Source organism: Actinomadura vinacea (assembly GCF_039532545.1).
GTDB lineage: Bacteria > Actinomycetota > Actinomycetes > Streptosporangiales > Streptosporangiaceae > Spirillospora > Spirillospora vinacea.
Genome location: NZ_BAAARW010000011.1, coordinates 765,558 through 791,521, shown reverse-complemented (window position 1 = coordinate 791,521; position 25,964 = coordinate 765,558). Strand labels below are relative to the sequence as shown.

26 protein-coding genes are annotated in these 25,964 nt (G+C 71.3%); 17 read left to right on the top strand and 9 right to left on the bottom strand.

All coding sequences use genetic code 11. The features are described 5' to 3' along the window. The coding region (locus ABD340_RS15320) for a helicase-related protein (protein WP_344589602.1) at nucleotides 1-1,440 on the bottom strand (1,440 nt) is incomplete at its 3' end. Between the two features lie 323 nt (nucleotides 1,441-1,763). On the opposite strand from ABD340_RS15320, the gene ABD340_RS15315 reads away from it, so the two are divergent. After that, nucleotides 1,764-2,525 (top strand): nuclease-related domain-containing protein, encoded by a 762-nt coding sequence (locus tag ABD340_RS15315; protein ID WP_344589601.1) that lies wholly within the window; start codon nucleotides 1,764-1,766, stop codon nucleotides 2,523-2,525. Between the two features lie 171 nt (nucleotides 2,526-2,696). Here ABD340_RS15315 and ABD340_RS15310 read toward each other — a convergent pair whose 3' ends face one another. Both ABD340_RS15310 and ABD340_RS15305 read right to left on the bottom strand, forming a co-directional pair. Further along, nucleotides 2,697-3,125 carry a hypothetical protein gene (locus ABD340_RS15310; RefSeq protein WP_344589600.1) on the bottom strand — a complete coding sequence of 143 codons (429 nt, stop codon included), beginning with the start codon at nucleotides 3,123-3,125 and terminating at the stop codon, nucleotides 2,697-2,699. Then, nucleotides 3,118-3,483 (bottom strand): hypothetical protein, encoded by a 366-nt coding sequence (locus ABD340_RS15305; protein ID WP_344589599.1) that lies wholly within the window; start codon nucleotides 3,481-3,483, stop codon nucleotides 3,118-3,120. Before ABD340_RS15305 ends, ABD340_RS15310 begins: the two co-directional genes overlap by 8 nt. 92 nt (nucleotides 3,484-3,575) lie before the next feature. Here ABD340_RS15305 and ABD340_RS15300 point away from each other — a divergent pair, with 92 nt between their 5' ends. The 8 genes from ABD340_RS15300 to ABD340_RS15265 all read left to right on the top strand — a co-directional run bounded on the left by ABD340_RS15300 (nucleotide 3,576) and on the right by ABD340_RS15265 (nucleotide 11,380). Further along, on the top strand, nucleotides 3,576-4,286 hold the full coding sequence (locus ABD340_RS15300; protein WP_344589598.1) for a histidine phosphatase family protein: 711 nt from the start codon (nucleotides 3,576-3,578) through the stop codon (nucleotides 4,284-4,286). 761 nt (nucleotides 4,287-5,047) lie between these two features. Further along, nucleotides 5,048-5,626: a hypothetical protein gene (locus tag ABD340_RS15295; protein ID WP_344589597.1), complete on the top strand. Its 579-nt coding sequence runs from the start codon at nucleotides 5,048-5,050 to the stop codon at nucleotides 5,624-5,626. Between the two features lie 37 nt (nucleotides 5,627-5,663). Further along, the gene (locus ABD340_RS15290) at nucleotides 5,664-6,368 is read left to right on the top strand and encodes an SDR family NAD(P)-dependent oxidoreductase (protein WP_344589596.1); all 705 of its coding nucleotides are present in this window, start codon (nucleotides 5,664-5,666) and stop codon (nucleotides 6,366-6,368) included. After that, nucleotides 6,352-7,431 carry a threonine aldolase family protein gene (locus tag ABD340_RS15285; protein ID WP_344589595.1) on the top strand — a complete coding sequence of 360 codons (1,080 nt, stop codon included), beginning with the start codon at nucleotides 6,352-6,354 and terminating at the stop codon, nucleotides 7,429-7,431. The genes ABD340_RS15290 and ABD340_RS15285 overlap by 17 nt, the downstream gene beginning before the upstream one ends. Nucleotides 7,432-7,483: 52 nt before the next feature. After that, a complete protein-coding gene (locus ABD340_RS15280; RefSeq protein WP_344589594.1) occupies nucleotides 7,484-7,870 on the top strand; it encodes a VOC family protein in 387 nt (128 codons plus the stop codon). Nucleotides 7,871-7,969: 99 nt separating this feature from the next. Further along, complete coding sequence (locus tag ABD340_RS15275; protein WP_344589593.1) at nucleotides 7,970-9,160, top strand: thiolase C-terminal domain-containing protein; 1,191 nt, start codon at nucleotides 7,970-7,972, stop codon at nucleotides 9,158-9,160. 104 nt (nucleotides 9,161-9,264) lie between these two features. Next, entirely contained in the window at nucleotides 9,265-10,128 is an 864-nt protein-coding gene (locus tag ABD340_RS15270) for an oxygenase MpaB family protein (protein ID WP_344589592.1), read from the top strand. 85 nt (nucleotides 10,129-10,213) lie between these two features. Beyond that, on the top strand, nucleotides 10,214-11,380 hold the full coding sequence (locus ABD340_RS15265; RefSeq protein ID WP_344589591.1) for a lysylphosphatidylglycerol synthase domain-containing protein: 1,167 nt from the start codon (nucleotides 10,214-10,216) through the stop codon (nucleotides 11,378-11,380). Here ABD340_RS15265 and ABD340_RS15260 read toward each other — a convergent pair. After that, nucleotides 11,334-12,254 (bottom strand): DUF1444 domain-containing protein, encoded by a 921-nt coding sequence (locus ABD340_RS15260; protein ID WP_344589590.1) that lies wholly within the window; start codon nucleotides 12,252-12,254, stop codon nucleotides 11,334-11,336. The two genes, ABD340_RS15265 and ABD340_RS15260, sit on opposite strands and share 47 nt — an antisense overlap. Before the next feature lie 675 nt (nucleotides 12,255-12,929). Here ABD340_RS15260 and ABD340_RS15255 point away from each other — a divergent pair. Continuing rightward, a complete protein-coding gene (locus tag ABD340_RS15255; protein WP_425547359.1) occupies nucleotides 12,930-13,130 on the top strand; it encodes a hypothetical protein in 201 nt (66 codons plus the stop codon). Here ABD340_RS15255 and ABD340_RS15250 read toward each other — a convergent pair. The 3 genes from ABD340_RS15250 to ABD340_RS15240 form a co-directional block, all read right to left on the bottom strand. Then, nucleotides 13,076-13,645: a hypothetical protein gene (locus tag ABD340_RS15250; protein WP_344589589.1), complete on the bottom strand. Its 570-nt coding sequence runs from the start codon at nucleotides 13,643-13,645 to the stop codon at nucleotides 13,076-13,078. The two genes, ABD340_RS15255 and ABD340_RS15250, sit on opposite strands and share 55 nt — an antisense overlap. Before the next feature lie 436 nt (nucleotides 13,646-14,081). Then, entirely contained in the window at nucleotides 14,082-15,005 is a 924-nt protein-coding gene (locus tag ABD340_RS15245) for a hypothetical protein (protein WP_344589588.1), read from the bottom strand. 125 nt (nucleotides 15,006-15,130) lie between these two features. Then, complete coding sequence (locus tag ABD340_RS15240) at nucleotides 15,131-15,871, bottom strand: alpha/beta hydrolase (RefSeq protein WP_344589587.1); 741 nt, start codon at nucleotides 15,869-15,871, stop codon at nucleotides 15,131-15,133. Nucleotides 15,872-16,256: 385 nt separating this feature from the next. Between ABD340_RS15240 and ABD340_RS15235 the strand changes: the two genes are divergently transcribed. The 7 genes from ABD340_RS15235 to ABD340_RS15205 all read left to right on the top strand — a co-directional run bounded on the left by ABD340_RS15235 (nucleotide 16,257) and on the right by ABD340_RS15205 (nucleotide 23,653). Next, nucleotides 16,257-16,799 (top strand): RNA polymerase sigma factor, encoded by a 543-nt coding sequence (locus ABD340_RS15235; protein WP_344589586.1) that lies wholly within the window; start codon nucleotides 16,257-16,259, stop codon nucleotides 16,797-16,799. Further along, nucleotides 16,792-18,123, top strand: a complete 1,332-nt coding sequence (locus tag ABD340_RS15230) for a VOC family protein (RefSeq protein WP_344589585.1) — start codon at nucleotides 16,792-16,794, stop codon at nucleotides 18,121-18,123. Before ABD340_RS15235 ends, ABD340_RS15230 begins: the two co-directional genes overlap by 8 nt. A 672-nt stretch (nucleotides 18,124-18,795) precedes the next feature. Further along, nucleotides 18,796-19,434, top strand: coding sequence for a hypothetical protein (locus ABD340_RS15225; protein ID WP_344589584.1), 639 nt, complete (start codon nucleotides 18,796-18,798; stop codon nucleotides 19,432-19,434). Between the two features lie 826 nt (nucleotides 19,435-20,260). Continuing rightward, nucleotides 20,261-21,172, top strand: coding sequence for an ABC transporter substrate-binding protein (locus tag ABD340_RS15220; RefSeq protein WP_344589583.1), 912 nt, complete (start codon nucleotides 20,261-20,263; stop codon nucleotides 21,170-21,172). Next, nucleotides 21,169-22,203, top strand: coding sequence for a FecCD family ABC transporter permease (locus tag ABD340_RS15215; RefSeq protein ID WP_425547358.1), 1,035 nt, complete (start codon nucleotides 21,169-21,171; stop codon nucleotides 22,201-22,203). Before ABD340_RS15220 ends, ABD340_RS15215 begins: the two co-directional genes overlap by 4 nt. Further along, nucleotides 22,200-22,970, top strand: coding sequence for an ABC transporter ATP-binding protein (locus tag ABD340_RS15210; RefSeq protein WP_344589582.1), 771 nt, complete (start codon nucleotides 22,200-22,202; stop codon nucleotides 22,968-22,970). Before ABD340_RS15215 ends, ABD340_RS15210 begins: the two co-directional genes overlap by 4 nt. Beyond that, entirely contained in the window at nucleotides 22,967-23,653 is a 687-nt protein-coding gene (locus tag ABD340_RS15205) for an adenosylcobinamide amidohydrolase (protein WP_344589581.1), read from the top strand. Before ABD340_RS15210 ends, ABD340_RS15205 begins: the two co-directional genes overlap by 4 nt. A gap of 92 nt (nucleotides 23,654-23,745) precedes the next feature. Here ABD340_RS15205 and ABD340_RS15200 read toward each other — a convergent pair whose 3' ends face one another. Further along, nucleotides 23,746-25,173, bottom strand: a complete 1,428-nt coding sequence (locus ABD340_RS15200; RefSeq protein WP_344589580.1) for a chromosome segregation ATPase — start codon at nucleotides 25,171-25,173, stop codon at nucleotides 23,746-23,748. Between the two features lie 133 nt (nucleotides 25,174-25,306). Then, complete coding sequence (locus tag ABD340_RS15195; protein WP_344589579.1) at nucleotides 25,307-25,903, bottom strand: SACE_7040 family transcriptional regulator; 597 nt, start codon at nucleotides 25,901-25,903, stop codon at nucleotides 25,307-25,309. Between the last annotated feature and the right edge of the window lie 61 nt (nucleotides 25,904-25,964).

Here is a 25,964-nt window from a genome sequence, read left to right as displayed (position 1 = left end):
CAGCGACCCGCCGGGCAGCCCGGCGACCAGGTCGCGGGCCAGCCGCGGCTCGACGCCGACGCGGGCCAGGGCGCGCCCGCGCTCGGTGACCCGGCCGCCGGCGCCGTCCGGCTCGACCGCGCCGAGGGCCCGCAGGACGGTGCGGGCGGCGCGCAGGGCGGCCTCGGGCGGCGGGTCGAGCAGTGCCAGCCCGCGCCCGTCGGGGTCGCCCCAGCAGGCGATCCGCAACGCGAACGCGGACAGGTCGGCCAGTTCGATCTCGGGCCTGGGACGGGCGGGAAGCCGTTCGTGCTCGGCCTGCGTCCAGCAGCGGTACACCGTCCCGGGCGCCTCCCGTCCGGCCCTCCCTGCCCGCTGGGCGGCGGTCGCGAGCGAGGCCCGCACGGTGGTCAGGGAGCCCAGGCCGCGGGCGTGGTCGGTGCGCGGCTCGCGGGCCAGCCCCGAGTCGACCACGACCCGCACGCCCGGCACGGTCAGGCTGGACTCGGCGACCGAGGTGGCCAGCACGACCCGGCGCCGCTCCCCCGGCGCGAGCACGGCGTCCTGCACGGCGGCGGGCGCCTGCCCGTGCACCTGGAGGACCTCCGCGGCGACCTCGCGCAGCGCCCCGGCGACGCGAGCGATCTCGCCGACTCCGGGCAGGAAGCACAGCACGTCGCCGTCGCGTTCGGCCAGGGCGCGGCGCACCGTCGCGGCGACGTGCGCGAGCATGGCCGGGTCGACGCGCATGCCGTGCGGCGGCGGCAGCGGACGCTCCGGCGGCGCCCAGACGACCTCGACCGGATGCGCGGCCGCCGCGGTCTCGACCACGGGCGCGGGCGCGGCCTCCCCGCCGGCCAGGAGGCGGGCCCACGGCGCGGTGTCGGCGGTCGCGGAGGCGGCGATCAGCCGCAGGTCGGGACGGAGCGCGGCGCGCACGTCGAGCAGGAACGCCAGGGCGGTGTCGGCGTCCAGATGGCGCTCGTGGCACTCGTCCAGGATCACCGTCCCGGCGTCGGCCAGTTCCGGCTCGCGCTGCAGCCGCTGGAGCAGCACGCCGGTGGTGACCACCTCGATCAGCGCGCCGGGACGGTGCTCGCCGCGCACGCTCAGGCCGACCGAGCGGCCGACGCGCTCGTCCAGGAGCCAGGCCATGCGCCGGGCGGCGGCGCGGGCGGCCAGGCGGCGCGGCTCCACCACGATCACCTTGCCGGTCGCGGTGCCCGCGCCCGGTTCGGCGAGCCCGGCGAGCGCCAGCGGGACGAAGGTGGTCTTGCCGGTGCCGGGCGGGGCCGCCAGCACGGCCGTGCCGCGCTCGTCCAGTGCCGCCAGGAGGGCGGGGACGGCGGCGCGCACGGGCAGGCCCGCGCTCCGGCGGGACGGCGCGGCGGACGGCTCGGGGGCGGCCGGCCGGTGCCGCGGGGGGCCGTTCGGCCGGGGCGTCCGGGCGGAGGCGTCCATCCCACCAGTGTGGCCGCCGCGCGGGACCGCCCGGACCGTCCTCACATCCGGTCCGCCGCATGTGAGAAATGCCACGGCCCGATTTCCCCGTGAGCCTTGCGGTGATAGTTGCACCGCGTATTTCGCCATTCTCGCCGAACGTTCTAAAGCGCACTTCAGCATGGTTCGGAGAAGCTCCGGCGAGTCCAGGATGCGGCAATACCTCTTTCTTGGGTGGTTGCCTTTCCGGTGGACTTCCCTCACCCGGGGTCGCGTGCCGGAAAGTGGTATCTACATAATCGGCAGCGTTGGCGGTTTGTTCGGTCCGTGCGCAGGAGGTCGGGATGTTCGGCAGCTCCATCTATCTCAGAGGCAGGGACGCCTTCACGGGCGGCTCCCCGCAGGCGGTCTATGAGGAGCTGTGGCAACGCGGCCGCAAGGGCAGGCTCCGCACCCGGGCAATTCTCGCGGTACTGACGCTGTTGTCGTGCGGTGCCCTGGTCAACCCCGTTTTCGGAGTCGTCATGGCACTGGTCGTGGCGGCAGCCGACGCCTACTTCCACTGGCACGTCTACAACGCAAGCAAGGTGTGGCGGCGCGGGCTGCGCGGCGAGGAGCGGATGGGCCGGTTCCTGCGCCACACGCTGGAGCGCCGCGGCCACCGCGTCCTGCACAACCGGACGGTGCCCGGCCACGGGACCGTCGACCAGCTGATCGTCGGGCCCGGCGGGCTGTGGCTGGTGCACAACGACGCCTGGCATCCCGAGACCGAGATCGGCGAGCACGGCGGGACGCTGTTCATCGACGGCCGCACCAAGTCGCAGATGGTGCGCGGGCTCGCCGAGATCTCCGCCATCGCCGGCGGGCTGATCGCCGAGCGCGCGGAGATCGAGGTGAAGGTGGTGCCGGTGCTGGTGGTGCACGGCGGGAAGGTGAAGAAGGCCCCGTTCCGGGCCGACGCCATCGTCTTCGCCCCGCCGCTGAAGATGATCCGCTGGATCCTGCGCAACCCGGTGGCCGACCTGTCCCCCGAGGACGTGGAGGCCGTCACGCGCGCCGCCGTGCACGCCCTGCCGATCGGCGGCAAGACGATGACCGCGGCCTGAGCCGCACAGACCACCGATCGAACGAGGAGGGCACGACGCCTTGAGAGGAGGGCGCATAAGGAGAGGGAGCTTCCTCCAGCGGGGACGCCCATCAACATTCAGCGCGACCCCTAAGAAAGGGTGTCCCCGCCGGAGGCGGCACACGCGCCCGCCTCGTCCGCTCGCTCCTGGTCAGACCTTCGCGGACGAAGCCGTGCGTTGCAACCAGTACAACCCCACTATCGGCAGCACCAGAGGGATAAACCCGTAGCCGCGCCCGTACACCGACCAGACCGTCGCGTCAGGGAAGGCCCCGGGATCGGCCAGGCTCAGCGTCCCGACGATCAGGACGCCCGCCAGCTCGATCGACAGCGCGGCGAACGCGACCCGCCGCGAGGTCCGCCCGCCCAGCGCCAGCGCGACCGTGGCCAGCACGTACACGACCGCGGCGAACGCCGACAGCGCGTAGGCGAAGGGCGCCTCGGAGAACCGGGTGGCGATCTGCACGCCTGCCCGGGCCCCGGCCGCCAGCGCGAAGATCGCGTACACCGCGACCAGCAGCCGCCCGGGTCCGCTCCGCGTCGCCGCTGCCCCGGCCGCCGTGCCGGAGGGGTCAGGCAACGGTGCCCTCCCAGATCTGGTTCATGCGGACGATCATCACGGCGACCGACAGGCCCGCCACCACGATCACCGCGGGCCCCCAGCGGGTGCGCTCCAGCAGGCCCCAGCCGGCGCCCGCGGCGGGGATCAGCAGCACGCCGAGCAGGTAGCCGACGAACGTGGCCGAGTCGGCCGGGCCGCCGTCGCCCGACAGCTTGGCGAAGCCGGTCACGGCCTGGGCGATCAGCAGCGCTTCCAGGACGCCCAGGACGCCCAGATGCCACCAGTCCATCGGGCGGTCCCGCCACGCGCTGACCAAGGCGTGCAGGGCGGCCAGCAACGACACCACGATGATCACGTTGGCCAGGACGCTCGTCATAGGACCCCGAGACTACTACCGCCTGTAGAGCACGGCGTTCCGGCCCGCGCGGACGGGCATTCTGGACCTACGACCGCCGCGGGCATGGGATCATGGCTCGCGTGAACGCGCTCCAGTGGCTGACCCTCGTCCGGCACGGTGAGAGCACCGGCAACCTGGCCTACCTGGCGGTGCAGGGCACCGACGCGGAGGAGACCGGGATCGTCGAGCGCGACGCCGACATCCCCCTCACCGAGACCGGCCGCGAGCAGGCGGCGGCGCTGGGCCGCTGGCTGGCGGGGCTGCCCGCCGACGAGCGTCCCACCCGCGTGGTGTCCTCCCCCTACACGCGCGCGGTCGACACCGCGCGGATCGCCCTCGCCCAGGCCCCCTACGACGTCGAGATCCGGGTGGACGAGCGGCTGCGCGACCGCGAGATGGGCATGATGGAGGGCCTCACCTGGGTCGGGATCCAGCGGCGCCACCCCGAGGAGGCCGCCCGCATGACCCGCCTCGGCAAGTTCTACTACCGCCCGCCCGGCGGCGAGTCGTGGGCCGATCTGGCGCTGCGGCTGCGCAGCCTGTACCGCGACCTGGAGCAGGAGGCGGCGGGCGAGCGGGTGCTGGTGACGACGCACGACGCGATCGTGGTGACGACCCGGTACCTGGTGGAGGGCCTGTCCGAGCGGGAGGTGATGGAGATCGAGAAGACGCCTATCGCCAACTGTGCGGTGACCCGCTGGCGGCGCGGCGAGGGCCGGCTGCAGGCGGTGTCGTACAACGACTGCACCCACCTGGCCGGCGCGGGCGTCGGCACCGCCTGAGCGCGCGGGCCGTCCGGAAGGTCGGGCCGGTCCTGGCCGACGGGTCCGCCGGGGCCGTCCCGGGAACGCGGGGACGGCGGCGCGGCCGGTTCACCTGAGCCGTCCCGTCACGCAACGCCGCACTTCAGCCGCCATGTGCCTGCCGCCTCGGGCGATCCGCCGAACGGAACGGGCGGCTGACCGGTTCCGGCCGAAGGAGCCCCGGCATCCCGGATGAAAACCGGCGGATGCCCCGGAGCGTCGGTCAGCAGTCCCACCGGCCGGCAGGTATTAGTGGGGGTTGAGCGTAATGGGGGCGTTTCAGGGGGGAGAGCTGGGGCTTGTTGTGCTTGACTTGCCAACGTGTGCGTCCGGCCGAACGTCCGGACGAGTACACCGCACGGCGTGCGCGGCTGATCCTGCACCATGGCCTGTGCGTCTGCACGGGTCAGGGCGCGTCCGCGGGAGAGCGCTGGACGACCGGCCGGGCCCAACCGCAGCCCGACCCGTTCGGGCGTGACGGCACGAACTGAGCCGTCACACGCCGGCACAGGCCGGCCGGTAGGGACATGCGCCGCACGGGCGCGCCGGGACGCCGTCGGAACCGGCGCGAACCGCGCGGCCGACACGCGTCGTGGCCGATATCACGACCACCGCCGGTCGCCACTGCGAGCTCGGCGTTCACCGGAAGAACGCTCCGCCGACATGCGCCGTCCCGCTGCAGTTCGCCTAAAGTTTAAATTGGAGTCCATTTCGTCCCTCTCAGCCCTCGAGGAGCCTTCATGACCGTGTTCTCGGGCCTCGTCCGCCGCGCCGCCCAGGAGGCGGAGCGCCGACTGCGCGCCGGCGTCGACCTGCTCGCCGCGCTCACCGAGGACCCCGGACGCACGGCCGATTCCGAGCACGCGGCCCAAGAGGCGAGGATCCGGCGGCTGGAGGAGGCCCTGGCGGGCCAGGACCGCGAGCTCACCGCGCTGCGCACCGACCTGGACTCGCTGATCACCCAGCTCAACGACCGGCTGCTGCCCCGGATCGACGAGCGGATGGACGACACCGAACGCGACCTCACCGCGCTGGCCACCGGGATGATCAGGGCCGGCCGGGAGTCCGCCGCGACCCGCGGCGGACTGGAGGCGATCGAGAACCGGGTGGCCGACCTGCGCGGCCGCCTGGTCCGGATGGAGCAGCGCGCCGGGCTGTGGCGCGATCTGCAGGCCACCATGGCCCGGCTCGGCGACGACGTCGACGCGCTGCGCACCCGGCTGAGCGTCCGTCCCGCCGCCGCGCCGGTCGGCGACCGGCTCGCCGAGCCCGCCGCCCAGTCGCTCAACGGCACCGACGCCCACCCCCAGGCCTCCTGACCTCCGGGCGGCCCCGAGGCTGCGCGACAATGAGGGCATGACGCAGCAGACTTCGGGCACGCCCGGATCCGACCGCGTGGTCGTCGTCGCCGGCGCCGGCGGACCGACCGGGCAGGCGGTCGTCCGGGCCCTCGCGGCCGGCGGCGCACGGGTCGTCACCGCCGACCGGACGGCCCACGAATGGGACGACGAGAGGGTCACCCCCACCGTCGTCGACCTGCTCGACCGCGCCGGGACTGAGGCGTGGGCCGAACGGGTCGTCGCCGAGCACGGCCGGGTGGACGGGCTGATCCACCTCGTCGGCGGCTGGCGCGGCGGCAAGTCGTTCGGCGACACCGACCTGGCCGACTGGGACTTCCTGCACGACCTCCTCATCCGGACCCTGCAGCACACCACGCTGGCCTTCCACGAGCGGCTGCGCTCCGCCCCCGGCGGCGGCCGCGTCGCCATCGTGTCCCAGCACGCGGCGCGGCACCCCACCCAAGGGGTGGCGGCCTACGCGGCGGCCAAGGCGGCGTCGGAGACCTGGGTCCTGGCACTGGCCGACTCCTTCGCGGGCACCGAGTCCGCCGCGACCGTCCTGGTCGTCCACGCACTGCTGAACGACGCGATGCGCGCGCAGAACCCCGGCGCGGCGTTCGACGGGTTCACGCACGTCGACGATCTCGCCGAAGTCATCGCCGGCCTGTGGGACCGGCCCGCCGCCGAGCTGAACGGAACACGCCTTGACCTCTCCCCCTGACCCCGCGACGTCCTCCGCCGCCCCGGCCTCGGCGCCGTTCCGGGGCTTCGCCAGCGACAACCACGCGGGCGTCCACCCCGAGATCCTCGCCGCGCTCGCCGCCGCCAACGTGGGCCACCAGCCCGCCTACGGCGACGACGTCCACACCGCGCGGCTGCGCGAGGTAATGCGGCGCCACTTCGGCGAGCAGGCTGACACCTACCCGGTGTTCAACGGGACGGGCGCGAACGTGGTCGGCCTCCAGGCGATGGCCGAGCCGTGGAGTTCGGTCCTGTGCACCGAGTCGTCCCACATCCACGTGGACGAGTGCGGCGCCGCCGAGCGCGTCGCCGGGCTCAAGCTGATCCCGATTCCGACGCCCGACGGGCGGCTGACCCCCGAACTGGTCGACCGGCACGCATGGGGCTGGGGCGACCCGCACCACGCCCAGCCCCGGATCGTGTCCATCACCCAGAGCACCGAAATGGGCACCCTCTACACGCCCGAGGAGGTCGCGGCGCTCGCGGCGTTCGCGCACGAGCGCGGAATGCTGCTGCACATGGACGGCGCCCGCGTCTCCAACGCCGCCGCCGCGCTGGACGTCCCGCCGCGGGCGTTCACCACCGACGCCGGGGTGGACGTGCTGTCGTACGGGGGCACCAAGAACGGCCTCATGGTCGGCGAGGCCGTCGTCGTGCTCGACCCGGGCGCGGTGCGCGGCATCGAGTTCCTGCGCAAGATGGGGATGCAGCTGTCGTCCAAGATGCGTTTCCTGTCCGCGCAGTTGGTCGCGCTACTGGAGGGCGACCTGTGGCTGCGCAACGCCGCGCACGCCAACGCGATGGCCCAGCATCTGGCCTCCGCGGTGCGCGCCGTACCAGGCGTGCGCATCACCCAGCCGGTACAGGCGAACGCCGTGTTCGCGGTCATTCCCCGGGAGGTGGCCGACCGGCTGCGCAAGCGCTACGCGTTCTCGACCTGGAACGAGCGGACCGGCGAGGTCCGCTGGATGTGCGCCTTCGACACCACCGAGGACGACATCGCCGTCTTCGCCCGCGCCCTGGCCGAGGAAATGAGCGGCTGACAGCGGTTGGCGGGAAGCCGGCGGGGCACCTTGGTGCCCATGGGAGGTGTCCATGGGAACGGTCAGCGTGCGCTACATCGTGGACGACGTCGGCCTCGCCGCCGAGTTCTACCGTGACCGGCTGGGATTCGAGATGGAGTTCCAGGCGGGATCCGGGTTCGCCATGCTGTCGCGGGGCGATCTGCGGCTGCTGCTGAGCCCGGTGTCGGGGCCGGGCGGCGCGTCCCAGCCCATGCCGGACGGGCGGCGTCCCGAACCGGGCGGCTGGAACCGCTTCCAGATCGAGGTCGCGGACATGGACCGCGCCGCCGCCGAGATGCGCGAGGCAGGCGTGCGGCTCCGCAGCGAGGTGATCGAGGGTGCGGGCGGCAAGCAGCTGCTGATCGAGGACCCGGCGGGCAATCCGGTGGAGCTGTTCGAGCCGGTCCCGCGCGGCTGAGGGCGGTCCGGCGCGCCTGAGGGCGGTCCGAGCGAGCGCTCGTGCGGGCACCGCGTTATCGTGAGACCGAACTCGATTCGGTACGAGGAGGCGGGCCTGATGGCCAATCGCACGTTCGTCGTCGGTGTCGGCATGACCAAGTTCGAGAAGCCGGGCTCCCGCGAATGGGACTACCCCGACATGGCCAAGGAGGCCGTCGGCAAGGCCCTGGAGGACGCGGGAGTCGCCTACGAGCGGGTGGAACAGGCGTACGCGGGCTCGGCCTACGGGGCGATGGGCCAGCGCGCCCTCTACGAGATCGGCATGACCGGCATCCCCGTGATGACCGTCTCCAACGCCTGCGCCACCGGGTCCAGCGCACTGTTCATGGCCCGGCAGGCGATCCGCGGCGGGCTCGCCGACTGCGTGCTGGCCTTCGGTATGGAGAAGATGGAGAAGGGCTCGCTCGGCACGGGCATGGGCAAGTCCAAGGTCTCCATCATCGACCACCACCTCAACTCCATGGTGGCCGGACGGCCGTGGGAGATGGACAAGGCGCCGATGCCGCAGATGTTCGGCAACGCCGGCCGCGAGCACATGGAGAAGTACGGCTCCACCCCCGACCACTACGCGTGGATCGGCTGGAAGAACCACAAGCACTCGGCGCAAAACCCCTACGCCCAGTTCCAGGACGAATACTCACTGGACGACGTCAAGAACGCCAAGATGATCTACGACCCGCTCACCAAGCTGCAGTGCTCCCCGACCTCCGACGGCGCGGGGGCCGCGATCGTGGCGAGCGAGCGGTTCGTGGACGAACACCAGCTGTGGGACCAGGCCGTCGAGATCGCCGGCCACTACATCGCCACCGACACCCCCGACAGCTTCGCCGACCACTCCTCCATCCGGGTCGTGGGCTTCGGCTGCTCGCAGCGCGCCGCCCGCAAGGCGATGGACGAGGCGCAGATCGGGATCGACGACGTCGACGTCATCGAGCTGCACGACTGCTTCTCCGCCAACGAACTGATCACCTACGAGGCGCTCGGCATGGCGGAGGTCGGCGAGGGCCACAAACTCGTCGACGACGAGGCCACCACCTACGGCGGCCGATGGGTCGTCAACCCGTCCGGCGGCCTCATCTCCAAGGGCCACCCGCTCGGCGCCACCGGCCTCGCCCAGTGCGCCGAGCTGACCTGGCAGCTGCGCGGCCAGGCGGGCGGGCGGCAGGTCGACAACGCCCGCGTCGCACTCCAGCACAACATCGGCCTGGGCAGCGCCTGCGCCGTCGCCGTCTACAAGCCCGCCTCCTGACACCGGACCGGTTCCCGGGAGGACACCACGACTCCCGGGGACCGGACATTAGACAAATATTGCCTCTTGTCTCATCATGAAGGCCGCGGCGTTCAGGAGGTGCGATGTCCGGACCCACCACTCCCCTCGGCCCCGGCTCCCTGCTGTGGTCCTACGCCGCCGACATGCGGTCCCTCCTCCCCGGCGCGGCCGCCGGGCTCATGCAGCTCATGCACCCCGGCATCGGCGCGGGCGTCTCCCAGCACTCGGCCTTCTTCGACGCCCCCTTCGATCGCATCTACCGGTCCGTCCCCCAGATCTGGGCCACCATCCTGGCCCCCGACGGCGAGCAGCGCGCCCACGGCATCCGCGACCTGCACCGCGCCATCGGCGGCGTCGACGAGCACCGCCGCCGCTACCACGCCCTCGAACCGGAGACCTACTGGTGGGCGCACGCCACCTTCACCTGGGAGATCTTCAAGGCCGCCGAGCTGTTCCACCCCCGCACCCTCACCGCCGAGGACCGCGAGCGGCTCTACGCCGAGACCGTCACCTGGTATTCCCGCTACGGCGTCAGCATGCGCCCCGTACCGGCCGACCACGCCTCGTTCCAGTCCAAGTTCTGGCACGTCTGCGCCAAGCGCCTCGAACTCACCCCCGCCGCCGCGCGCGCCCTCGACATCGCCAGATACGGCTCCGAGACCGTCTCCCTCATGCCGGTCGGCGGCGCCCGCCTCGAACGCGCCGGCCGCCTCGTGGCCGAACGCCCCCTGCGCCTGCTCACCTTCGGCTGCCTGCCCTCCATCGTCCGCGAGCGCTTCGACATCCCCTGGAGCCCCGCCGACCAGGTCCGCTTCTCCGCCCTCGCCCTTGCCCACCGGCAGGGCTACCGCGTCGTCCCGACCCGTCTCAACCACTGGACGCTGCGCAGCACCCTCCGCTACATCGGATCCCAAACCCGATCCCAGCGCTACCAGCCCGCCGCCTGAGACGAGGCGGGGCGCCCGCCGTTGTTCGCCTCAGATGTATCGGCCGGTCGCATACCCTTCAGACAAGCAACCGACAACTGAAGGTGTGGAGACGATCGCTGCCGGCGCCGAACGCGCGGCACCCGCCGGTGACGCCGCGAACATCACGACCGACACCCCCGCCGCGTCTCCCGACCAGACGCCCCGAACCCGGCTCGCCACCCGCCTGCGAGCCCTCCGCCCAGCCGCCGAACACAAGCGCGCACCGAACACGGCAGCCACCAACCGGCGTTGGGCATTGCATCTCGCGCTGAGCGCGGGCGTGGCGCTCGGGCTCCTCGCGGCCCTGTTCGCGGTCTACGGCGATGACCCGTGGCGCTCCATGGCGACCGCCTTCCACGACGTCCGGTGGGAGTTCGTGCCCGCCCTGGGCGTCCTGTCGATCCTGCACTACGTCCTGGCCGCCATCGCGCTGCGCGGCGCCGCCGGGCACCGGCTTCCGCTGTACGAGACGACGCTGACGCAGTTCACCGCGGCCGCCGCCAACCGCGTAACGCCGAGCGGGCTCGGAGCGGTGGCCGTCAACACGCGCTACCTGATGTGCCGGGGCATGCCTCTCGGCAAGGCCGCCGTGACCGTCGCCTCGCTCCAGGTGGCCGGAGCACCCGCCGATCTCATCCTGCTGATCATCGTGCTCCTGATCGCCCAGGACTCGCGCATGCTGGAGACGGTGGCCGAGCAGGCAGTCAAGATCGTCGACCTCCTGCCGCCCGCCCCGGCCCTGATCGCCGCGGTCCTGCTGCTGCCCGTCGCCGTGCTGCTGATCCGCCGGGCGCTGCGCTCCCCCGCCGTCGGCCAGGCGCTGACCGGCATGACCGACCTGTGCCGCCGCCCCGGCGACCTCGCTCTCACGCTGACCGCCTCCGCCGCCACCACGCTGGTCCTCGGCCTGGCCTTCGCGATCAGCGTCCTGGCCGTCCCCGGCACCGCCACATCGGACGACGTCCTGCCCCTACTGGCCGCCTACCTCGTGGGCGCCGCCGCCGGCGCGGCGCTGCCCGCGCCCGGCGGGCTCGGCTCCACCGAGGCCGCGCTGGTCGGCGCGCTCGCCGCCGTCGGCATCGGCGCCGGTACGGCATTGCAGGCCGTGCTGCTCTTCCGCGCCATCACCTACTGGGCGCCGGTACCGGTCGGGCTGCTCACCTGGCGCACACTGCGCCACCGGGTCAGTCCCGTACCGACCGCTCCAGAAGGGACTGGAACTCCCCGCTGATCGACACGGCGAGGGCGTCGTCCCGCTCCTCGACCGCGCCCGCCAGCCGCAGCTCCCCGTCCCGCCACCAGTAGACGTTCGGGCTGATCGAGCGCGGCCCCTCCCGGTGCCCCGCCCATGCCAGCCGGATCATCAGGTTCATCGCGCCCGGCACATCATCGCCGTGCACCGGCGCGGCATGCACCACCCCCTGCGCCGGCACGGCGATCAGCGCACCGTGCGTTCCGGTGACCGGGTAGTCGCCCGCCCACAGCGCATGCGCCGTGACGTAAGCGGTCTCACCGCCGAGCGAGCACAGCCGCACACCGTCGAAGTCGTCGTCTTCCACCTCCAACGGGCCGTCCGCCCGCACGTTGTCGCGCGCGACGCGGAACAGCTCGTCCCGTCCGGTCTCCCACTCCGCCGCCGTGTCGGTACTCACGATCAACAGCGAAGTGGGCTTGTCGATGACCAGGACCTCCACCAGGCCCGGCGCCACCGACCGCTGGACGACCTCCATCCCGGCCTGGAAGTCGTCGGCGTACAGCCGCATCCGCAACAGCGGCCGCACCAGCGCGAAGTCGTTCAGATCCAGAGAATCGTCGATGTCGACCTCGGTCGTGGTGATCAGCGTGCCCACGAAATCGGAGACGATCGCCGGCCACTGGTCCTCCGGCTCCTGCGCCACCCACTGCCGCAGGTTGGTGAGGTACATCCGGACCGGCTCCGTGAACCCGGGACGCCGCAGTTCGAGCTCGTCGCCGTCGACCACCGTGAACTCGTACCCGTGGTGCTCGACCACAGCGCACACCAGCCCGAGGACCGGATCCTGCGCACCGACGTCCCCGTCACCAGTCCCGCCATCAGCGGAGTCGCGTCCACCAAACCATTTCATGCCGCTCTCCGCCCTCAACGCCCCGTCGAACGCCCTCAGCCTAGGGCAGGCCTCCGACACCGCACGATCACGAAAATGGCGACCACACCCACGCTCTAATGCAGTGAGGCCGAGGATCGGCTCAGGCTCACCGACCGGGCCGCACTGATTCATCCTTGCGCCCAATGCTCCAGGCATTGAGCCAGAGCAGTGCGAGCTTCCGCCACCCGGTACGCGCGGGCCGAAATGGGCCCGCCGCCGGGTGGCCCAACTGCAGTCCGCCACGGTCACCGCGCTAGGCGAGCGGGCACCACGCGCCTAACCACAGCCGCTTCTGGGCAGAGACCGTCCGCGTGCCCCACCCCTTACCCCCCCACCCAGCGCCGCGGCGAGGCCCGGAGCCAGGCCGCAGCACGCCCGCCTGCTCCGCCCAGCTACGGCCGGCGGCGGGGCGCCGCTCGCCCGCCCAGCGCCTTTACAATGTAGATCAATAACAGACGACCGTGCGGGCAATGCCCGCCCGGAACGCCTCGGTCCCCGACGAAGGCGGCCTGCCCGCCGCACCTGACGACAGTGACCATTGACAGCGGGCAAGCAACCTGCCGTCCTGGGGTGCAGCGGCCGTCGTCACGCGAACCCGGCCGCCCGAGGGGCCAGACCGCCTGGGGCTCATTCCTGCACCAGGGCCAAATCTGCATGACCATCGGACGCCACCTCGTCCACCACACCCTCTACGAGGAATACGTCGCCGCCCTTGCAGCTACGGGTGCCCGGGGGCGGCGCGGGCGTCCTGGGGCCGCGCGCGGACACGGGCCCCGCCCGAGACGGGCGACCGCGTCGACCTACGACGCAAGGCGCCCACCTCCGGGCCGGTCTTCTGCCGAACGGGTCTTGTAGTAGGCAATCGTGACGATGGCCAGAAGTGGAGCCCAGGCGAACAGTGGCGCGTAGCAGAGCGCCACCAGGTTCCCCGCAAGCCCGGTCGGCATTTGAGCGCCTTGGTCATCGCCTATGAGGACAAGGCCTCGATCGACCCAGCTGAAGATGCCGTTCAGAACGACGTAGGCGCACAACCCGAAGAGGGCGACGCTCCCTGCCGTGGCGGGAATTACAGCCGCGAGTGTCGGGACTGGCCTTCCCCCAAGGAACGGAACCCATCGTGGGACGACCCGTCCCCACGGCTGGACCAGCCCCAAGGTGAGCAAGGCCAGCCCCATAGAGATGATGCTGAGCGATGGGACGTAAAGCCGTTCACCCCATGTCACCCCGAGTGGCGCGGCTTCGTGCTCGTCGAAAAGCCCGACCACCAGAGCGAGCCGCCACAAGACCGAGGGCAGCACGCACAGCGGCACGGCATATGCCGCCCAGACGATCCAGCGAGGCTGAGACGGAGCAGGGCTGAGAATGTTCATCACGGTTTCCTCCCTCTTGTGCACCGCTAGCCTTCGCCAAACCCAGCCGAGCCGACCTCCCCCCAGAGAGCCGTCCACATCCCCCAATGGGACGAACCCACCGGCGCGGCACGAGAGCGGCACTTTGCGCTCCCCGCACCGCTTGCAGCGCCCGTCGGCGGTCAGCCCCGCTGCCAGTTGAGAGGCGCGCAACATGCCAGGCGGGTCGGCTCTGCGTCAGCGAATCGCGCGACATGCCGCTGCGCCGTCCGACGAGCGCCGGGTTCACCTTTACCGTGATGGCCAGGGACTAACGGGGATGTAGCCGCGCGGTTCGGCCGCCGTGGCCGAGCACGCGTGCTCCGCCTGCTGGCGCCGGCCACGGCGTTCAGCGCCGCGGTCAGCGCGACGGCGTCCCCGGGCGGCCGCTAGGCGCGCGATCGCGGTGGCCTTCCATTCACACGGAGTTGCGATGGAATCGCGTGATGCGGGTGGCTATGCGATCCATGGTCTTGTCGTCCGGATCCCAGCCCCGGTTGAGGAGAGCCGTCAGGAGGGCTTTCAGGTAGGGGGCGGGGCACGGGAGGAAGTCCCGGGTGACGGGTATGATCTCCCAGCCCTTCTCGCGGGCGAGCCAGCGGCGGCGGCCTTCGTCTCTGGCCCGGGCGTGGGGGCCTGTGTAGTGCTGTTCATCGTCGTACTCCATGCCAACGCGGAACTTCTCGTAGCCGAGATCGATATAGAAGAGGTCGCCTCGCGGGCCCATTACGGGGACTTGCGTCCGAGGCTTCGGAAAACCGGTGTCGACGAGAATGAAGCGGGTCCGGCTTTCACCAGGGGATGCCGCGCCCGGGTCGCCTAGACGCAGGGTTTCGCGCAAGCGTGAGCAATTGGGAAGCCCTTTGAGGTCTTGGGCCATGCCCCTGAGGACCGCTGGTTCGACGCCTGCGCGCAGGAATTGGTCGAGTGCCGCCACCGCCTCCATCCGGGGAAGCCAGCGTGCGCAGTCGAGCGCCGTCCGCGGCAGTGACGTCAGCCGTAAGCCCGACTCCTCGACGATGTGGGACGGCGGTAATTCCTCCTCGCCGGTCATGTCGACCTCGTGATGCGACTCGTACGGGTCGGGCGGTAGGACGTCGAGGCCCCAGATCCACGCGGCGGCACGGCGCGCCACGATCCTGGGCGGATGGAGCCGGCCGATCAGGGCGGCGCGGGTGGCCGTGGTCGTCTCCAAGTCGTACGGAAGCGGGCCGGTCGTCGCGCCGGCGAGCCGCCAGCGGATGCTTCTCGTCTTCATGCCGTCGATGCTGGCGAGCGCTGCCGGATGATCGGAAGTGCTTCCGAAAACTGTGGATAACCGGGAGCCCATGAGGATGATCATGGATCACTACCGGTTGTGCCCGAGTCGGCCTACGTGGCGCCATCCGCGGTCCTGTGCGGTGCGGTGGTGTTGGGCGAGCGGGCCTTCCGGCTGCCCGGGCGTGCCTCGACCGACTGCGATTCGCCTCAGCGTTGCACGAGCGCCCATTCCCCTATGCGCCTTATGAGGTCCGGGGTCACGGAGACCTCTGCGTGCCCGAAGCCAGGCTCAATCCATAGTTCGCGAGGATCGCGCGCCGCGTCGTACAGCTGATGGGCGTGTTCCAACGGAAGGAACGGGTCGGCGTCGCCATGCACCACCAGGAGCGGTGTAGGGGCGATCCTGGAGACGACCACATGCGGTGCCTCCGGTTCGGGATTCCAACCGTTCGCGGCAACGCGCGTCCCCCGGGCCAGGCGCACCGCCAGACGACCCACCCGGCGTTCGATGACCCAATGGATGCGTCGCATGGGAACCGTGTCGCGGTAGTACCAACGTGCGGGTGCGCTCACCGATATGACGGCGTCTATACCTCCGTACAGGGCGGCATGACGCACGGCTACCGCACCGCCCAAAGAGAACCCCGCGACGGCGACGCGTCCGTATCCGCGTCGACGGGCCGTGGCCACGGCGGCCTCGATGTCGAGAACCTCCCGATCGCCCACCGTCGAACGGCCCCCGGACCGGCCATGGCCGCGAAGATCGAGGCCGATCACGCCCCCGTGGACGTTCAGGACGGAGGCGATCCGGCGAAGCGGAGGCTGCCGCCATGAACAGGTGAACCCATGCACCAGCACGACGCACAGAGCCCGGTTCCCAGGGCTGTGACCGGCGTCGATGCGAACGGCGTCGCGGGTGAAGAGGGTCAGCGGCTCGGGCTCTCTCACAACCTCATCATGACCAATCTTCTAAAATATCCGGATCGGGGTCTCCCACCTCCACGAACCCAAGCCTTCCTCAGGCCGGCCCGCCCGGCCAGGGATGGTCGCTTGTGTCCAACGAAGACCGTGTCGGCCCCGCCAAGGACACGCCCGAACGCTTATCAGCAGGCCGGCCACCACCGCCGGCATCGCATCTCTCCACGATGGCTGACCCGCCCCCTGGGCGACCGTCGGACACGAAGGGCCATCGCGCTCAAGCAAGGAAAACGTCGGAGATATCCCCAACTCGACGTTGATCGTCACACACACGAAGCGATCGATTACTGTAAGTGATCAAAAGAAACTCCGCTCCCGCCCGTCGGAGAAGCGGGGCGCCGAGCGATGGAGGGATATGGGACAGCCGAGACAGGGCGTGGAACCCGACCCGGGCCCGGCGCTACTCGCTCTCTACGACGAGGCGCTGCCCGAGGTCTATGGGTACCTGCTGTCCCGATGCGGGCGACGGGCTCTGGCGGAGGACCTCACCGCGGAAACGTTCCTCGCCGCGGTCGAGGCCGTCCGCAAGGAGTCCCCACCGGAGTTGTCCGCGTCATGGCTGGTAGGAGTGGCCCGGCACAAGCTGGCCGACCACTGGCGTCGTGCGGCGCGCGAGGAACGCGGCTTGCGGGCCGTCGACGCGGGCCGGACCGACACCGACGACCCCTGGGAGGAACGCCTGGACGCGCTGTTGGCCCGCGACGTGCTCGCCACGCTCGGCCCGCACCATCAGGCGGCGTTGACCCTGCGCTATCTGGACGGGCTCCCGGTGCCGCAGGTCGCCGATCATCTGGGCCGCACCCTGCACGCCACCGAGGCGCTGCTGGTCCGGGCGCGGGCCGCGTTCCGGCGCGCCTACGCAGAACGCTGCCATGGAGAGGAGGGCCGTGATGACTGACCCGCTGAAGGCCCTCCGCACGCCGATCACCCCCGCCGACCCCGATCCGATCTTCGCCGCCCGGCTGCGCGAGCGCCTGCGCCGCGCGCTGCTGGGCCCGACGGGCACCACCACGGGAGACAGCATGTCGTTCACGAGCACGGGCACCTCGTCGGCGCCCACATCAGCGGCCGACCAGACCGAGGCCGAGGCACGGGTGCACTCGCTCACCCCTTATCTCTGCGTCGACGACGGCCCGCGCGCGCTCGAATGGTACGCACGCGTCTTCGACGCCCGACCGCGCCGCGAGCCGGTGATGATGGAGGACGGCCGGGTCGGGCATGCCGAGCTGGCCATCGGCGACTCGGTGCTGATGCTGGCCGACGAATGGCCCGAACTGGAACTGCTGGGCCCCAAGACGCGCGGCGGCCCCAGCCAGTCGATCTATCTCACCGTGCCCGATGTCGACACGGTCGTCGGCCGCGCCGTGGCGGAGGGCGCGGAGCTCACCCGGCCGGTCGCCGACCAGCCCTACGGACGCAACGGCGTGATCATCGACCCGTTCGGCCACCGCTGGATGATCAACTCACCGCCGGCGCCCCCGACCGGTCCCCGGCACGGCGACATCGCCTATGCCTCGCTCCGGCTCCCGGAGGTCGATCAGGCCACCGCCTTCTACGGCTCCGTGCTGGAATGGCACTTCGCCACCGAAAGCACCGACCAGGGCCGCCAGCGCCAGGTCGAAGGCCTCCCCCACCAGCGCATCGGGCTTTGGGGCGGCCAAGACCACCGCACCCTCTTCCTCTGCTTCGCGGTCGACGATGTGCACCAGGCGGTCGAACGCATCCGCTCGGCCGGCGGTGAGGCGGAGGAACCGCACGAGGCACCGTACGGGCAGGTCTCCATGTGCACCGACGACCAGGGGATGATCTTCGCCGTCTACGAAGACCCCGACAAGGCCCCGGCCGCCTCCGCCCGTCCCCCCGTCCCGCCGCTGCGCGCCTCCGCGGGCGAGATCTCCTATGTGACGCTTGAGGTGCCCGACTCCGCCCGCGCCCGCGCTTTCTTCGGCACGGTGCTCGACTGGCGCTTCATCCCGGGGCGGGTCCCGGACGGCTGGTCGGTCCAGATCGACCAGGGCGAAGTGCACCCCATGACAGGCATGCACGGCGGCCACGACCGCCCGACCGTCGTTCCCGTCTACGCCGTCGACGACATCGACGCCGCGGTCTCCCGCGTCCGCGCCGCCGGAGGCACCGCCTCCGACCCGGAACGCCGCCCCTACGGCACCCTCGCTGAATGCGTCGACAACCAGGGGAGCCGCTTCTACCTGGGCGGCGATTAACCCGCCACCCGCCTTGGGTCGACCCCGCCGGTTACCTTCTTCATACGACCGTGGGGGTGCTCCGGCAGGTCCTGACCAGTGTCACGGTACGGCCGACAGAGTCGGTGCAAGCACCGAGCGGTTGCCGTACACGGAGACGGGGTTGCCGGACGCCTACGGGCAGGCGCTGCGGCACATGCACGACGTTGGGGAGCCGCTGCGGTCGTGAGCCGCCGATGCTTGATCGATCATGCCTGAAGGTCACACGATTCACCGTCTGGCAGCCGAACATCAGCTGTGGACGGTCGAAGCCGCCTTCTAAGGCGGACTGCTTGACTTGCAGGTTCCGCCCACCGCGGCCAAAGTCGCCGCGTCGTCAGGCGCGGGCCATCGGCCGTCCGAGCCGCGCCCGTCGCGGTCAAGGACGCCAAGGGCGACCTGTTCGGCGGCCCCCTGGTCATGGCGGGCACCGATCTGGCCCGCCCGCCTTCGCCCTCGCCCTCGCCCTCGCCCTCGCTCAACTGGGACCTGATGCGGGCGGAGGGAATCCGCTTCTTGTACGCGGGGGTGATCCTGCGCAAGTTCAGGCAAAGCCGCCGACTGTACAAACTGTCGGAAGCGTGACGGTCAGGGCGCCGGCAGACCATGATGCTGCCTGTGCCGTGTCCGCGGCCGCGTCCAAAGGGGATCGACATGACCGATGATCTGATCGCGACCCGTCGTGCACTCCATGGAGTCGCCGAGAACGTGCTCGCCGGTGCGCAGTACCGGCAGAGCGGCACCATCCGGCTGGTCATCACTCCCGGAGGCTTCGGCACGATCAGTGACCCGGCCTTGCGCATCGCGGGCACCGAGCTGATCGCGGGCGAACGGGCGATACCCGTGAACGGAACCACGTGCGGAGGACTCGGCACCACCACCGATATCGAAGCGGGCGCACCCCAGGGCCTTTACGAGGAGGGCAGCGGCGTCCAACTCGACGACGTCCTCAGCGTCGACGCAGGAGCGGCCGCCTACCTGGAAGAATGCTTCGAACGAGGCGACGCCGCCCTGCGGCGATTCGCCCCCGACCTCACGCCCGTCCTATGGCCCGAACACTTCGACCTGGGCATCACATTGGATGAGGTCAACTACGGGGTGTCCCCTGGCGATGGCTATCTCGATGAACCTTATGCCTACGCGGGTCCCTGGCGGCAACGCTCCGGCTCGTTCTGGAACACCCCGTTCGGTGCCGCCCGTCCGCTCCGGGATCTTTCCGGGCCGAACTCGATTCATGACTTCCTCACTGAGGCCCGCGTCCGCGCCGCCTCCGCCCCTTTAATCAATCCCTGAATCGTTAGCGATCAGCACCACGGAAAGAAAAACCCTATCAACTGGGTTCGATCAGATGAACATCGGCACTATTCGCAGGGCAGCCGACGAACTACCAGAACGGCGAGCTTGATTATTCGTTGCGGCGGCTCATCCTGGAGGCGCTCGCCGCCCGTTCCGAACAGACGCTCATCGATACAGAACTGCTGTGTGCGCGGCGCGCTTACCCGGCGTGGACGGACAGATACCCCGACGATGCCAGGCCCATGACACTGGTCGAGGAGGCCTTCACAGACGGCGACCGCAGCCAGACCAAGCGTCGGCTGGGAAGTTTTCTCACCACGCTCGACAATTCCTCGTTCCACGAGGGCACGAGACGCGCCCTCGGACACCCGATCCGGCGACGGACGACACCGCCCCCGCACCACCAGAGCGATGGCGCAGGACATCGGACCGTCCAGGCCGACCGTGGTCTCCGAGGATGTGAGGAAACCCGCCGTCCCGTCACGGAGCGTGCACACGATGCACGTGCCCGGACAGGGAACACAAAGAACGCGGGCGACCAGCGCATCCAAAACCGTTCGGGATACGCGCCGTGCCGGGCAGCGGGTCCAACACCCCCTCCTGATGACTGATCAGGAACGGTTTGGCTGATAGCGTGCGGTTCGAGCGTGTCATGGAGCGAAGTCCGGTGTGATTCCGGCGCTGTCCCGCAACTGTGATGGTCCTCCCCCGATGGGCTGAGCCAGGTCGCCTCCGCGTCGCGCCGACGTTCATCGACCTCGCGGAAGGGCGATCCGTCCCCTGTGGCGGCGGCTCCTGCCTTCCCGTAGCCATGGAGGCCCCCTTGAGATCCGTACGTGCCCTGGGCGCGGCCCTGATGATCGTGATCGCGGCGGGCTGCGGCTCCGGCGACAAGGGCTCGCAGGAGGCGGCGGGCGCGGTGACCGTTCAGGCGGCCAACGGGGCCGTGACGATCCCGGCCACGCCCAAGCGGATCGTTTCGCTGTCCCCCACCCACACCGAGACGCTGTTCGCGCTGGGGGCGGGTGAGCAGGTGGTCGCGGTCGACGAGTACTCCAACCATCCGGCGAACGCGCCCAAGACCAAGCTGTCGGGGTTCAAGCCCAACGCCGAGGCGATCATCGCGCACAAGCCCGACCTGGTGGTGCTGTCGGACGACATGAACGGCATCGTCAAGGCGCTGGAGAAGGTGAAGGTGCCGGTGCTGCTGGAGCCGTCGGCCACGAAGCTGGACGAGGCGTACGACGAGATCATGGACCTCGGTGCCGCCACCGGCCGCAGCGAGCAGGCCCGGAGGCTCACCGGCGACATGCGCGCCCGGATCCAGCGGACGGTCGCGGCCTCGTCCAAGGGCAAGGGGCTCTCCTACTACCACGAGCTGGACAACCAGCTGCACACGGTGACGTCCCAGACGTTCATCGGCCAGGTCTACGGGCTGTTCGGGCTGCAGAACATCGCCGACAAGGCGGAGAAGGCCGCGGGCGGATACCCGCAGTTGTCGCGTGAGTACCTCGTCAAGAGCGACCCTGACCTGGTCTTCCTGGGCGACACCAAGTGCTGCGGGCAGAACGCCGCGGCCGTGGCGAAGCGTCCGGGCTGGGAGGACCTCACCGCGGTGAAGAAGGGCGGTGTCATCGAGCTCGACGACGACATCGCGTCCCGCTGGGGGCCGCGGCTCCCCGAGTTCGTGCAGTCGATCGGTGCGGCCGTGCAGAAGGCGCCGGCGGCGCAGTGACCGACCCGGTGCCGGCGCGGTTGCGGCCTGTGCCGTTGGGGGTGGCGGTCGTTCTGCTCCTGGGCACGCTGACGGCCGGGCTGCTGGTCGGCGCGGCCGAGCTGCCGGCGGACGGGGTCCTCAGGGCGGTGCTGGACCGGTTGCCGTTCGTGGCGGTCGACTCCGGGCTCAGCGTCGTGGAGCAGAACGTGCTGTTCGAGCTGCGTCTCCCCCGGGTGCTGATGGCGGCGCTGGTCGGCGGGCTGCTGGCGCTGGCCGGGGCCGGTTACCAGGGTGTCTTCCGCAATCCGCTCGCGGACCCGTACCTGCTCGGCGCGGCCGCGGGGGCCGGGGTGGGCGCGACGCTCGTCATCGTGGTGACGCCCGCGGACCCGGTGTACAGCGTGCCGGTGGCGGCGTTCGCCGGGGCGGTCGGCGGGGTCTTCCTCGCGTACGCGCTGGGCAGCATGGCGGGCTCCGGCGCGGCGACGCTGGTGCTTGCGGGCGTCGCGGTGTCCAGCTTCCTCGCCGCCGTGCAGACCTTCCTGCAGCAGGCGCGGGCGCAGGAGCTGCAGCGCATCTACTCGTGGATCCTGGGCGGTGTGGGAACGGCCGACTGGCGGCAGCTCGCCATGGTCGCGCCGTACGCGCTGGTCTCGGGCGTGGTGCTGCTCCTGCACGGCAGGCTGCTGGACGTGCTGGGCGTGGGCGACGAGGAGGCGTCCTCGCTGGGTTTGTCGGCCTCGCGGGTCCGGCTGGTGGTGCTAATCGCCGCGTCGCTGGCGACGGCGTGCGCGGTGGCGGTCAGCGGCCTGATCGGTTTCGTCGGGATCGTGGTGCCGCACGTCGTGCGGAGGCTGGCGGGCGGCTCGTACCGGATCGTGCTGCCGCTGTCGCTGCTGGGCGGGGCCGCGTTCCTCGGCCTGGCGGACCTGGTCGCGCGGAGCGTGGTGGCGCCGGGCGAGCTGCCGCTCGGCGTGGTGACGGCCTTCGTGGGCGGCCCGTTCTTCGTCGTCGTGCTGCGCGCCACCCGCAGGGAGGTCGGGACGTGACGATCGCGGTACGCGACCTGAGTGTGACGCTGGGCGGGCGGAAGGTTCTGGACGGCGTTTCGCTGGACGCGCGGCCAGGGTCCTGGACGGCGGTGATCGGGCCGAACGGGGCGGGCAAGTCCACGCTGCTGCGCGCCGTCCTGGGTTTGCGTCCGGGCCTCGGACGGATCACGGTCGCGGGGACGGATCCGCGCGCCCTGAGGCCGCGGCGGCGGGCGCGGCTGGTGGCCTACGCCCCGCAGAATCCCGCGCTGCCCGCGGGGATGCGGGTGTTCGACTACACGCTGCTGGGCCGTTCGCCGTACATCCCGCATCTGGGCCGGGAGGGCGCCGGTGACCGGGCGATCGCCCGCGATGTCCTGGAGCGGCTGGATCTGGGCGGGCTGGCGGCGCGGCCGCTGGAGGAGCTGTCGGGCGGGGAGCGGCAGCGGGTGGTGCTGGCCCGCGCGCTCGCCCAGCAGACCTCGGTGCTACTGCTGGACGAGCCCACGACCGCGCTGGACATCGGGCACCAGCAGCAGGTTCTGGAGCTGATCGACCGGTTGCGGCTCGCGGACGGGCTGACGGTGGTGACGACGATTCACGATCTGACCCTGGCCGGGCAGTACGCCGACCGGCTGGTGCTGTTGTCGGCCGGACGGGTGGCGGCGGCCGGTCCGCCCTCGCGGGTGCTCACGCGGGAGATCGTGGCGGCGCATTTCGATGCCCGCGTCCAGGTTTCCGCGGGGGCCGACGGCCGGCCGGTCCTTTCCCCGGAGCGTCCATGAGACTTCGGACGGTGTGGCGTGCGGAGGACGGCGCCAGGCTCGCGTCCACCGTCTGGCATGCGGGGCCGGGCATGCGCATGATCTCCTCCGCGCTGGTCGGCGGTGGGGTCGGGCCGGGCGGCTGGGTCCTGAACGCCCAGGTGCCTGGGGAGTACTCGCGGCTGGACCCGGTGGAGCACCTGCGTGAGCTGGCCGCTTCGCTCGGGCTTCGCGGGCCGGGTGTCGGCATGCTCACGGCGGCGGCGGTGGACCGGACGATGCGCGCGTCCGACAAGGGCGTGAACGCGTGCGCCACCGTCGGTCTCCGCGTTCCCACCTGGGCCGCCGCCCCTGCCGGTGCGAGCGACCCGGAGCTGGCCCCGGTCGACGACGCGGCGCAGGTCTTCCCTCGGCCCGGGACGGTCAACATCCTGGTGGAGGTCCCGGCCGCGTTGTCAGACGCCGCACTGGTCAACGCGGTGATGACGGCCACTGAGGCCAAGACCCAGGCGCTCCTGGAAGCGGGCTACTCCTGTACCGGCACCGCCTCGGACGCCATCTGCGTCGCCGCGCCGATCCCCGTGACCGAAGCCGAGCCGTTCGCGGGTCCTCGTTCGACGTGGGGTGCGCGCATCGCGCGGGCCGTGCACTCCGCCGTGTACGCGGGTGCCGTCGACTACACCGGGTTTCTCCAGGACCGCTAGACGGCGTGGCGCGGCCGCCGCGTCACCCCGGTGCGACGCGGCGGCCGCTAGGGCCAGTGCTGTGGAAGAGAGACCACCTCCTCTACGTCGATTCAGCCGGCATGCGGTAGCCGCACGCCGTTCAGCGGGTGCAGCCCTGTTGGAGGCTCCTGGTCGACCGGCATTCGGGTGCCGTTGCGCGGGGTGTTCATCTGCTGGGTGAGGGCGTCCACGCGACGGCGTGCGCGTTCGGCCTCGGCACGGGCGGCGTCGCGTTCCTCGGTGAGGGCCGAGACGGCGGCGCGCAGTTCTTCGGCGGTGCGGGACAGTTGCCAGTTCTGCTGTTCGACCTCGTAGAGGCGGGCCTGCATCTGGTCGCGTTCGGCGACGGCGTGCCCGCGTTTGGCCTCGGCCTCCCGTATGGTGGCGCGCAGGTCTTCGGACGCGCGGAGCGCGGCGTCGGCCTCGACGCGCTGCCCCTCCACGATGGTCTCCGACTCCGACAGCCGGCCGTGCAGGCTGACCAGTTCGGACCGTGCGTTCTCCAGGGCGGCCAGGAGTTCGCTTTCGCGCGAGCGGACGTGGTCGCGTTCGGCTTCGGCGGCGAGCCGTGCCGCGGCGGCCTCGTTGCCGTCCTCCTTCGCCTGGGCGGCCTCCGCGCGGGCCGCGTCCCGGTCGGTGACGGCCTGTTCCGCTTCGGTGCGCGCCGCCGTCGCCTCGCGTTCGGCGGCGTCGGCGCGGTAGCGGGCCTGGTTCGCTTCGCGCCAGGCCTTCTCGGCTTGGCGTTGTGAGACTTCGCGTTCCTCTTGGGCGTGGGCGATCTGCGTGGCGGCTTCCGCGCGCACGAGGGCGGCCTGGCGTTCGACGCCGGCGACGCTCAGTTCGGAGGCCAGGGAGCCGGCGAGCCGTCCCGCCATGGACTCCATCCGGTCGACCATCTCCCAGACCCAGGCGACCTGGCCGGTGAGCGTGGAGGTGTCGAGGGTGTCGAGGGTGCGTTCGCGGCGGCGCAGCCCCTCTTCGGCGCACGCGCCGTCGTTGTCCTGGCAGTAGCGGAGCGGACGGGCGCCGCCCTCGGGCTGGGGGACGGGGCGCCCGCAGGACAGGCAGGGCCAGAACCCGACGGTTTCCTCTGATCGCGAAGGTGCCAGGTCGGCGATCGCCGGAACGGTCTCGTGGGGGCGTTGGATCGGCAGGTCGGTGGCGGTCACGCGTGGTTTCTCGATCTCCGGGCCCAGGGCGGGCAGGTCGCGGTGGGTCGGGTCCGGGTCCCCGGACGGCCTTGCGTCGCCGGCCGTCGCCGGCGGCGCCGTGGACGGGGACGACGGCGTGGGCGTGGGTCTGGGCAGCGGCAGGGTCGTCGCCGATGCCGAAGCGGGCGATGGAGAAGAGGCGGGTGAGGGCGGGGCGGCGGGTGAGGGACCGGTCCGCGCGGCGGCCGCCGGGCGGCTGGCATGCCGGGCCGATGTCGCCACCTCGCCGCGGGCGGTCCGGCCGGTGAGCGCGTCATCGCCGAGTGGAGCGACCTTCTGGTCCTTCATGTGCCGTTGTACGCAGGCGTGTCGCGAATCGTTCGACGCATCCCGAAGCGAATTTGCCACTCGCTTCCCGACTCGCCGACCAGGGCCGGGCCGTTATCCGCTCCCGCTCTGTTCTCGCAGGTAGGCGCGGGGCTCAAGGAGGCGGTGGGGTTGCGCGTAGGGCGGCTCGTGCCATGGTTCGCAGGAGTCCGGCCATGGCCTCGCGGTCCAGGTCGCTGGCGCTGTGCGGGGTGGAGTTGAGCAGGCCGAAGCAGGCGTGGACGGCCGCGCGCGTGCGCGGCAACGGGTCGCCGGGCCGCAGCCGGCGCAGCACGCCGACCCACTCCTCTACGTATGCCCGCTGCAACCGCCGGACCTGGTGGCGCTGTGTCTCGGGCACGTTGTCCAACTCGCGGCCGTGCACGGTGATCAGGGCCGGGTTGTCGAGCGCGAACGCGATGTGCCATTGGATGAGGGAGTCCAGGGCCTGGTCGGGGTCCGGGGCGGCGGCGCGGCGGACGCCCTCGTCCAGGAGTCTCCGGCTGATGTCCAGGAGCATCTCCGCCAGCACCGCCTCCTTGCCCCGGAAGTGCCGGTAGAGGGCCGGGCCCGTGAGGCCGACGGCGCGTCCGAGATCGCCGATCGACACGCCGTGGAAGCCGCGCCGCGCGAACAGCTCGGCGGCGGCGCCGAGGATCTCCGCCCGCCGCGGATTCGCCGGTGCGGGCGGGTCGCCGGTGGCCTGGGTCATGGCCACAGTCTAGACTGGCGTTGTTAATGATGGTTAACATCTCCTTTGTTAATGAGCATTA

What these genes read in the sequence shown, in the direction of transcription:
- ABD340_RS15315 (WP_344589601.1), top strand. Translation starts at nt 1,764, where the DNA reads ATGTTCGGCAGCTCCATCTATCTCAGAGGCAGGGACGCCTTCACGGGC.
- ABD340_RS15305 (WP_344589599.1), bottom strand. Translation starts at nt 3,483, where the DNA reads ATGACGAGCGTCCTGGCCAACGTGATCATCGTGGTGTCGTTGCTGGCC.
- ABD340_RS15300 (WP_344589598.1), top strand. Translation starts at nt 3,576, where the DNA reads ATGGCTCGCGTGAACGCGCTCCAGTGGCTGACCCTCGTCCGGCACGGT.
- ABD340_RS15295 (WP_344589597.1), top strand. Translation starts at nt 5,048, where the DNA reads ATGACCGTGTTCTCGGGCCTCGTCCGCCGCGCCGCCCAGGAGGCGGAG.
- ABD340_RS15290 (WP_344589596.1), top strand. Translation starts at nt 5,664, where the DNA reads ATGACGCAGCAGACTTCGGGCACGCCCGGATCCGACCGCGTGGTCGTC.
- ABD340_RS15280 (WP_344589594.1), top strand. Translation starts at nt 7,484, where the DNA reads ATGGGAACGGTCAGCGTGCGCTACATCGTGGACGACGTCGGCCTCGCC.
- ABD340_RS15275 (WP_344589593.1), top strand. Translation starts at nt 7,970, where the DNA reads ATGGCCAATCGCACGTTCGTCGTCGGTGTCGGCATGACCAAGTTCGAG.
- ABD340_RS15270 (WP_344589592.1), top strand. Translation starts at nt 9,265, where the DNA reads ATGTCCGGACCCACCACTCCCCTCGGCCCCGGCTCCCTGCTGTGGTCC.
- ABD340_RS15260 (WP_344589590.1), bottom strand. Translation starts at nt 12,254, where the DNA reads ATGAAATGGTTTGGTGGACGCGACTCCGCTGATGGCGGGACTGGTGAC.
- ABD340_RS15255 (WP_425547359.1), top strand. Translation starts at nt 12,930, where the DNA reads ATGACCATCGGACGCCACCTCGTCCACCACACCCTCTACGAGGAATAC.
- ABD340_RS15250 (WP_344589589.1), bottom strand. Translation starts at nt 13,645, where the DNA reads ATGAACATTCTCAGCCCTGCTCCGTCTCAGCCTCGCTGGATCGTCTGG.
- ABD340_RS15245 (WP_344589588.1), bottom strand. Translation starts at nt 15,005, where the DNA reads ATGATCATCCTCATGGGCTCCCGGTTATCCACAGTTTTCGGAAGCACT.
- ABD340_RS15235 (WP_344589586.1), top strand. Translation starts at nt 16,257, where the DNA reads ATGGGACAGCCGAGACAGGGCGTGGAACCCGACCCGGGCCCGGCGCTA.
- ABD340_RS15230 (WP_344589585.1), top strand. Translation starts at nt 16,792, where the DNA reads ATGACTGACCCGCTGAAGGCCCTCCGCACGCCGATCACCCCCGCCGAC.
- ABD340_RS15225 (WP_344589584.1), top strand. Translation starts at nt 18,796, where the DNA reads ATGACCGATGATCTGATCGCGACCCGTCGTGCACTCCATGGAGTCGCC.
- ABD340_RS15205 (WP_344589581.1), top strand. Translation starts at nt 22,967, where the DNA reads ATGAGACTTCGGACGGTGTGGCGTGCGGAGGACGGCGCCAGGCTCGCG.
- ABD340_RS15200 (WP_344589580.1), bottom strand. Translation starts at nt 25,173, where the DNA reads ATGAAGGACCAGAAGGTCGCTCCACTCGGCGATGACGCGCTCACCGGC.
- ABD340_RS15195 (WP_344589579.1), bottom strand. Translation starts at nt 25,903, where the DNA reads ATGACCCAGGCCACCGGCGACCCGCCCGCACCGGCGAATCCGCGGCGG.